The 6,896-nt window shown below is 34.2% G+C and carries 10 protein-coding genes; 5 read left to right on the forward strand and 5 right to left on the reverse strand.

The window, feature by feature from the left end:
- Positions 1-292: 292 nt before the first annotated feature.
- The 3 genes from ACTCAF_RS10585 to ACTCAF_RS10595 all read right to left on the reverse strand — a co-directional run bounded on the left by ACTCAF_RS10585 (position 293) and on the right by ACTCAF_RS10595 (position 1,674).
- A complete protein-coding gene (locus ACTCAF_RS10585; RefSeq protein WP_242819148.1) occupies positions 293-562 on the reverse strand; it encodes a hypothetical protein in 270 nt (89 codons plus the stop codon).
- Between the two features lie 136 nt (positions 563-698).
- Positions 699-1,031, reverse strand: a complete 333-nt coding sequence (locus tag ACTCAF_RS10590) for a Qac family quaternary ammonium compound efflux SMR transporter (protein ID WP_084212198.1) — start codon at positions 1,029-1,031, stop codon at positions 699-701.
- A 190-nt stretch (positions 1,032-1,221) separates the two neighbouring features.
- Positions 1,222-1,674: a DUF2059 domain-containing protein gene (locus tag ACTCAF_RS10595; RefSeq protein ID WP_242819149.1), complete on the reverse strand. Its 453-nt coding sequence runs from the start codon at positions 1,672-1,674 to the stop codon at positions 1,222-1,224.
- 183 nt (positions 1,675-1,857) lie between these two features.
- Here ACTCAF_RS10595 and ACTCAF_RS10600 point away from each other — a divergent pair, with 183 nt between their 5' ends.
- Complete coding sequence (locus ACTCAF_RS10600) at positions 1,858-1,986, forward strand: phage integrase N-terminal SAM-like domain-containing protein (protein WP_278252121.1); 129 nt, start codon at positions 1,858-1,860, stop codon at positions 1,984-1,986.
- 30 nt (positions 1,987-2,016) lie between these two features.
- Here the strand turns inward: ACTCAF_RS10600 and ACTCAF_RS10605 are convergent, their stop codons facing one another.
- Positions 2,017-3,354 (reverse strand): FAD-dependent oxidoreductase, encoded by a 1,338-nt coding sequence (locus ACTCAF_RS10605; protein WP_463063250.1) that lies wholly within the window; start codon positions 3,352-3,354, stop codon positions 2,017-2,019.
- Between the two features lie 129 nt (positions 3,355-3,483).
- Here ACTCAF_RS10605 and ACTCAF_RS10610 point away from each other — a divergent pair, with 129 nt between their 5' ends.
- The 4 genes from ACTCAF_RS10610 to ACTCAF_RS10625 are packed head-to-tail and all read left to right on the forward strand — an operon-like array spanning position 3,484 to position 6,566.
- Entirely contained in the window at positions 3,484-5,136 is a 1,653-nt protein-coding gene (locus ACTCAF_RS10610) for a ComEC/Rec2 family competence protein (protein ID WP_463063251.1), read from the forward strand.
- A gap of 2 nt (positions 5,137-5,138) precedes the next feature.
- Positions 5,139-5,939, forward strand: a complete 801-nt coding sequence (gene thiF, locus ACTCAF_RS10615; RefSeq protein WP_463063252.1) for a sulfur carrier protein ThiS adenylyltransferase ThiF — start codon at positions 5,139-5,141, stop codon at positions 5,937-5,939.
- Positions 5,936-6,136 (forward strand): sulfur carrier protein ThiS, encoded by a 201-nt coding sequence (gene thiS / locus ACTCAF_RS10620; protein WP_463063253.1) that lies wholly within the window; start codon positions 5,936-5,938, stop codon positions 6,134-6,136. The genes thiF and thiS overlap by 4 nt, the downstream gene beginning before the upstream one ends.
- A gap of 1 nt (position 6,137) precedes the next feature.
- Positions 6,138-6,566, forward strand: coding sequence for a peroxiredoxin family protein (locus ACTCAF_RS10625; protein WP_463063254.1), 429 nt, complete (start codon positions 6,138-6,140; stop codon positions 6,564-6,566).
- Positions 6,567-6,568: 2 nt separating this feature from the next.
- Here the strand turns inward: ACTCAF_RS10625 and ACTCAF_RS10630 are convergent.
- Positions 6,569-6,896: LysE family translocator (locus tag ACTCAF_RS10630; protein ID WP_463063255.1), on the reverse strand; the 328-nt coding region annotated here is incomplete at its 5' end.

The raw sequence follows: 6,896 nt of genomic DNA on the forward strand, positions 1-6,896 counted from the left end.
TTTGCAATTTATCTTTTACTACTTCCTGAATTGCCTGACTTCGGTTCATAAATTTGTGTGCTTTAATCAATAAATATATTTCTTCAATAAGTTCACCACACAAGGTGATTGCTATCTTTGCCTTACCTATATTCCACCTCATGGTAATACTATTTATCATACCTAAATATACTTCAAGAGCTTACAAAGCAAATTAAATAATCATTCCCTGTAAAAGTTTATAAGGAGTAAAAGAGACTTAAGTTTAACTGGGGTATTTTAAGGGCCATAACGTGGGGATTTTTAATTGACTTTAACAGTAGGTTTTTCGGTCTGGTGAAATTTGAGGAGAGTTCCTACGCTCTTCTAAATACAATTCATCTATTTCTTCGAGCCATACCAGAACATTCCAAAGATCTTTTTCAATTAGCGCGTACCCCGCTAACTGTTGTGAAATTTTATCTTTTAGCTCTATTCGAGGAGCTCTTTTTCTTTTATGGAAGTACTTTGTGATCCTCTTAATCTGATTCGGATCAAGAATCTCATGCACTTCCCATCCGTCTTCTTGTTTAACTTTTCGCATAATTCTCTCAGGGAAGCTAACGCCTTGCACAGCGGAAACCGTAGTGTAGTGGCTTTGTGCAACAATGAGCGAAGCGAATACAAAGCCGCGGAGCGGAGGTTTTCCGACTGGTGCAACTTGTTAGATGCATACTGGACTAATGTGCACTGGTTTTTGAAAGCAAGTTGAGAACAACAACGCCACCAACGATTAAACCCATGCCAACATACCCCCAAAGGTCAAGTTTTTGCCCGTGCATGAACCATGCGACTAGAGTTACTAAAACTATGCCAAGCCCTGACCAAATTGCATATGCAATACCAACAGGGATTGATTTCAGAGTAAGTGAAAGTAAATAGAAAGCAGCGCCATAGCCAATAATAACAAGCAGCGATGGGGCGATTTTAGTAAAACCTTCACTAGACTTAAGACTAGATGTTGCAATTACTTCACAAATAATAGCAGCGGATAAGAATAACCAGTTTTTCACAGTTTTCTCCAATGTATATATTTTTCGAAAGATTAAACTAATCCTTTAAAAATGAGCAGTCTTGTTCTTTTGAAGAGGCTGTGAGCACATGGGGCATCTAACGCCGCAAATCACCGGCGGCAAAAAGCAGAGCGAGGAACGAGCAGCGCTTTTTGGCGTCCGAGTGAATTTGCCTTGTTAGACGACATTTCTATTGTTTGCTCAGACGTTCAATATCTGCCTTGATTTCCATTTGTGCCCTGCCCATTTCTTGCTGTATGACGGGCATTACATCACCCATGTAAGCACCAAATTTTTTCATAGCGGACCGACCCTCATTTGAGCCATAGAAATCCGCTAAGGCATTTAACTCATCTACGGTAAAGTGCTTTGCCATACTTGCCAAAGCGGCACGCTCTAAAATCTCTACCCGGATATGCTTATTCATTAAGGAAACGTAAGCCCCTCTCACTTTTTCCGGAAGATTCTTTGCCGTCTCAACAATTGTATCTCGCATCATGTCCTTCATTGATGCAACCTGTAGGTATCTTTCCGCAGCAGCTAAGCGGTTCCCATATGTATCTGGCAGATCTCCAGCTATGACTACACATGGTAACAGGGCCATCATGCCAAGTAGGAATAATGTGGTGATATTTTTTCTCATTGCTCTTCCTGCCTTTCGTCGTCTAACTATTTATTTATCTACAAATATTAATCTATTGCGAAATAAATGTCAACATTATTCCAAAAATATGCAATAAATAGACTCATTTTGTGATTAAATATTGTATTTATGTATAATACAGTATATATTTGTGATATTATTACATACAAAAAAAGGTTATATATGAAAAAAGATAAAAAATTATTAGATATTGTTAGGGATAAAATCAGACTCAAACAATACAGCTACCAAACTGAAAAATCATACATTGGGGGGATAAAAAAATACATTTTATTCCATAACAAAAGTTAAATTACCCCCGAGTGGCCCCGGGGATAATATTTAGTCTTTAAGTGCCTTATTCAAAATATCCTCAGCAGCCATTACAATTGCATTGTTTGCCGGATAAAAGCTTTGAAATGGTTGAGCACAATAGCTAAAGTTAAACAAATCCATAGCTGTATTGTTGTTTTGAATAGCTAGGGAAACTGTGTCTATTCTGCCCGGCACACCTTCACCAGCCACAACCTGAGCCCCTAAAATTCTTAATGTCTTTTTCTCAGCAATAAGTTTTACTTTGACCTTTTTTGCACCAGGAATTATTGGGAATCTGGTAGTAGTCTCTCCATATCCTACGATTGTATCAAATCCTCTCTGCTTTGCTACCTCTTCAGTGAAGCCTGTACCACCCATTCTGTATTTTTCAACCTTAGTAATAGCACCATTAATAAATCCCTGATACTCATAATCTCTTCCTAATAAATTATATGCTAAAATTTTACCCATCGGCACCGCATTTGTTGCAAGCTTACCACCTATAGGTTTTTTATCAATGTAAGAAACAAAAGATGCCACATCACCTGCTGCATAAACATCTTTGATATTTGTTTCCATTTTTTCATTCACAACGATACCAAAGTTGTCAATCCCAAGCTTTGTATCTTTAAAAATTTCAATATTTGCCCTCACTCCAACAGAAAAAATTATAATATCATTTTCACCAAGCTGAATGCTTGAACCGTCAGATAGGTTAACCTTCTCGACATACAGGTTGCCATCCAGACTCTCCACTTTTGTATTTAACATCAAATTTATTCCTATCTCCCTTATTTCATTTTCAGGTATCTCTGACATATCTTTGTCCAATAAATTTGGTATAACTCTATCCTGCATCTCAACTAAATAAGTATCAATTCCCTTTCTATAAAGTGCCACTGCCATTTCTATACCAATGTTACCTGCGCCAACTACAACAGCTTTCTTGGCACCATTTTTTATGTAGCGTAAAATTTCATCCAAATCCTTCTCAGTCTTAACAGTAGCTATATTTTTCAAATTACTCCCCTTAATAGGTGGTATAAACGGGGATGCACCTGTTGCAATAATCAATTTACCATATTCAAATTCGCCGCTTTTTTCTGTAATAACCGTCTTTTTATCAAAATCCACCTTTATAGCTTTATCTTTGATAAGGTTAGCACCTACATCGGTCACAAGGCTATCCTGCTTCCTGATTTTTTCCCTTTCAACCAGTTCTTCTACAACGTAAGGAAGAGCACAGTAAATCACACTGTACGGCTCAGGCCTAATCATAGTTACCTCAATATCAGGCTTGTGTGTTTTTAATGTTCTTGTAGCTTGAATCCCTGCAGGGCCACCACCTATTACAACTACACGCATAATCTTTACCTCCATTTTTTTGGCAACATTACAATATTATGCATATATAGTCAAATATTTTTTTGAATAATAACCCAATAGACAGTTTAATCCCCTTGTTAAAAATTGACTTATTTGCTAATATTTATCATGAAATTTTCTGAAGAAAATGTATACCAGCTACTAATTGTTGCAATTATTGCCGGATTTATTTCAAAATTTTCTTTGTTAATTTCCTACTTTTTATGCTTTATTGCCATCTTGATGTTTTTTAAGTTGAAGTTAAGAATTTTGATTTTATCCGTATCTATTTTATTATTTTTATTAAATAACTATGTAACTGTTATCGTTGACACTAAGGATGGCTCAAAAACGAACACTTATTATAGCCTTAGCGGCAAATTCAAATCTCCTGAAAGCTACTTTGTAGGAGATATAATCATTGGCAAAAAAGCCTCAAAAAACAGATACACAATCGATGTTAACCCTGCCTTTGTCGTTGAAATACCTGTCATTTCAAATATTTTAAAATTCAGAGAAGCTTTTAGTGAAAGGTTGTATACAAAATCGGGCGCAAAATTAACTCTAATTCAGGGGCTTATTTTAGGAGATAAATCAAAAATATCCAATTCTACCAAAGATAAATTTACATATCTCGGACTTAACCATTACCTTGCCATATCAGGGCTACATATAGGAATAATTGCAGTGATTTTAATAACACTAATGCCAAAAATTCATCTCAAACTGAAGCTGATTATTGTGTCCATTTTATTGATATTTTTTTCTATTTTAACAGGTTTTAAAATACCGGTTATTCGCTCGGTAATATTTTTTGTCATCCTCACATACACCTATTTATTTGACATAAAAGTAAATTTTAAAAAATTTGTCATATTTGTGGGCTCAATATTTATACTTGTATACCCGCCAACAATTTTTAACTTGTCGTTTGTGCTTTCATTTTCTGCTGTTTTAGGAATTGCATTTATTGCAAATAAAGACAAAAACTTTTTATACAATACTGTTGTTACATCTATTGCAGCCACACTTTTCACATTGCCTTTTGTGCTCTATTTTTTCAAAATGTACAATATGTTGGCAGTTTTTAACACAATAATAATTTTCCCTTTAATCTATCTGCATATCATATGTGGCGTATTCTCCATATTCTTTGAAAATATTATGATTGCACCCATGATTCTTAATGAAAATATTATAGACATTACACTTGACAAACTCATTAGCCTTGAAAGATATTTTTTTATTACAAATAACATAAGTCTGCCCATCTTTGTCATTATGCTGTTGGTACTTCTTTTCTCGATTGTTTTTGACAAAAAATATCTTGTGTTTGCCACTGTCATATTTGTGTTTTTTAAGCAGGATTTACCAAAAGACAAAATAATTTTTCCAAATTTTGTAAGAAGCAAGGCAGCTATTGACCTTGCATCTGATGAAATATTTTTTCAGGGGTTTTACTCGGACTACAGATACAAACTAATTCCCTACCTGATTAAAAACAACATCAAACTAAAATTCAAAAAAGGGAAAATAAATATTTATGATAGCAACAACATATTTATAGATTTAAAAGAAAACACGGACAACCTGACAAATATCTGTATAAACAAAGAAAAACCTGACTGCAGGTTTGTATTTTTTACCAATAAGGATAATTTTAAACAGGAAGATTATAGACATGATAAAATTTACATAGTATACAATACTGAGCTTGCTGGCGAAAATATATTTACTTTGAAAAACAAAGAGGAGCTAACTTTTCTTATTAAGGGTAATTAGTTATGACAATATTCATCAATGAAAAAAAGGTAGAAATTGAAACGCCTTGCATGATTTCTGTGCTCAAGGAAAAATATAAAAGCAATGCCGATATAGTAGTCTATAACGGTCATATTGTATCTGAAGATTTGAAAGTCAATGATGGGGACAGTATATTTTTTATAAAACGTGGGGAAATGCCTCCTGAAGAGGAATTAGAATTTCTTATGATGGCAAGACACACGCCAGGGGTTCACAAAAAACTAAAAAATGCAAAAGTGGCAATATGTGGTCTTGGAGGGCTTGGCTCCAATATTGCAATCAGCCTTGCAAGGATGGGGATAGGATATATTAAACTCATTGACTTTGATATCGTGGAACCTTCAAACCTTAACAGGCAGCAATATTTTATTGACCAGATAGGGATGTATAAAACGGACGCAATTCTGGAAAATTTAAAAAAAATTAATCCATACATAACATACGAGGCGATAAATATCTATATTAACAAAGATAACATTGAAAACCTGTTATTCGACGTGGATGTGATAGTTGAAGCCTTTGACAAAGCAGAAAATAAGGCAATGTTAATAAGCAATGCATCAAAATTATTTAGAGAAAAGTGCATCATTGGCGCATCCGGAGTTGCAGGGTTATATGATACTTCTCTTCTAAAAGTGAAAAAACTTAGCTCAAATGTATATATAGTTGGTGATTTTGAAAATGAAGCAAAACCGGGACAGGGGCTGATGGCTACTCGAGTAGCTGTAGCAGCAAATATTCAGGCAAACCTTGTAGTTAGATATATTCTGGAGGAATTATGAAGATAACACTTAATGGCAAAATTACAGAATTAGAAAAAAATATAACAGTCAGTGAATTATTGCAAAACCTAAAAATCCATAGTAAACTGGTAGTTGTTGAAATTAATGGAGACATTATACAAAAAGATTATTTTGACAATACGTTTATTAAAGAAAACGACAAAGTGGAGGTCGTCCGTTTTGTCGGCGGAGGATAATTTGAGATTTATTTTTATCTTTTTATTTTTTATTTCATCAATATCTTATGCTGATATTAAAACATTTGACTTAAAAAATTTATCGGAAATTGCAAATGGGCAGGATTATACAGTCCTTGTTTTCTGGGCAACATACTGTCCTTTCTGCAAAAAGGAACTTAAAGACATTAATAGTGAATATCATAAATTTACCGAAAAAAATGTCAGGGTAATAGCCCTGTCCACTGACTTGATAAAATCTACCGTGGAAAATTTTTTAAAAACCGCAAACTATAAATTTGAGACCTATATCGCTTCTGAAGATATCAAAAAGCAATTTAATATTCATTACATTCCGGTAACAGTAATTATTGATAAAAATGGTGATTTGCATGATATCACACCCGGCAGAAAAAGTGTAAAAGATATCTTTGAAATGATGCAAGACTGACATTACTTTTCCAAAGAAAGTTTTAATCCGAATATAACAAAAACCAAACCGGCCAATTTATTGAAATAAACTGATACTTTACGGCTTTTTAAAACCCTGCAGAAAAGCCTTACAGAAGAAAATACTAAAAACAGACACCAGCACAAACTTGTACCCACAAATGTCAAACCTAATGCCATAAAACTTAAAATATGTGACTGACTGCCTTGGACAACAAACTGGGGCAAAAAAGCAAGAAAAAAAATTGCAACTTTTGGATTTAATGCATTGGTCAAAAATCCCTGCCTAAATATTTTCAATGTGTCTTCAGACCTTATATTTTCTGTTTCT

The organism is Deferrivibrio sp. (assembly GCF_055117995.1).

Bases quoted from the DNA above. Each gene is read 5' to 3' on its own strand.
- ACTCAF_RS10600 (WP_278252121.1), top strand. From the start codon at position 1,858: ATGAAAAAAGATAAAAAATTATTAGATATTGTTAGGGATAAAATCAGA.
- ACTCAF_RS10585 (WP_242819148.1), bottom strand. From the start codon at position 562: ATGCGAAAAGTTAAACAAGAAGACGGATGGGAAGTGCATGAGATTCTT.
- ACTCAF_RS10595 (WP_242819149.1), bottom strand. From the start codon at position 1,674: ATGAGAAAAAATATCACCACATTATTCCTACTTGGCATGATGGCCCTG.
- ACTCAF_RS10605 (WP_463063250.1), bottom strand. From the start codon at position 3,354: ATGCGTGTAGTTGTAATAGGTGGTGGCCCTGCAGGGATTCAAGCTACA.
- thiS (WP_463063253.1), top strand. From the start codon at position 5,936: ATGAAGATAACACTTAATGGCAAAATTACAGAATTAGAAAAAAATATA.
- ACTCAF_RS10610 (WP_463063251.1), top strand. From the start codon at position 3,484: ATGAAATTTTCTGAAGAAAATGTATACCAGCTACTAATTGTTGCAATT.
- thiF (WP_463063252.1), top strand. From the start codon at position 5,139: ATGACAATATTCATCAATGAAAAAAAGGTAGAAATTGAAACGCCTTGC.